1 protein-coding gene is annotated in these 255 nt (G+C 64.3%); it reads right to left on the bottom strand.

Annotation, left to right across the window (positions count from 1 at the left end; genetic code table 11):
- The coding region (locus VSR34_RS39195) for an ATP-binding protein (RefSeq protein WP_342965324.1) at window positions 1–255 on the bottom strand (255 nt) is incomplete at both ends.

Below are 255 nucleotides of genomic sequence, written 5' to 3'. Positions count from 1 at the left end.
CGAGCCGACGTGTGAAGCTGCCGTCGCCGTGGGCGATCTTCAATTCCTCGAACAGCCGCGCGACGCGCACGTACAGCACGGAGAAGCCCTGTCGGCAGGCCTGCTGGCCGAAGGCGCAGGCAACCCAAGTTTTTCCGGCACCAGTTGGCCCCGTGAGGATGAGGTTCTGTGCATTGCGGATCCAGTCACAGCCGGCGAGCGTGGCGACCATACCCTTGTCGAGCCCACGGCTCTGCCGGTACTCGATGTCCTCAA

This window comes from Paraburkholderia sp. JHI2823 (assembly GCF_038900695.1).
GTDB classification, from domain to species: Bacteria; Pseudomonadota; Gammaproteobacteria; order Burkholderiales; family Burkholderiaceae; genus Paraburkholderia; species Paraburkholderia mimosarum.
The sequence above is the reverse complement of the archived record's forward strand: the minus strand, read 5'-3'. Positions and strand labels throughout refer to the sequence as shown.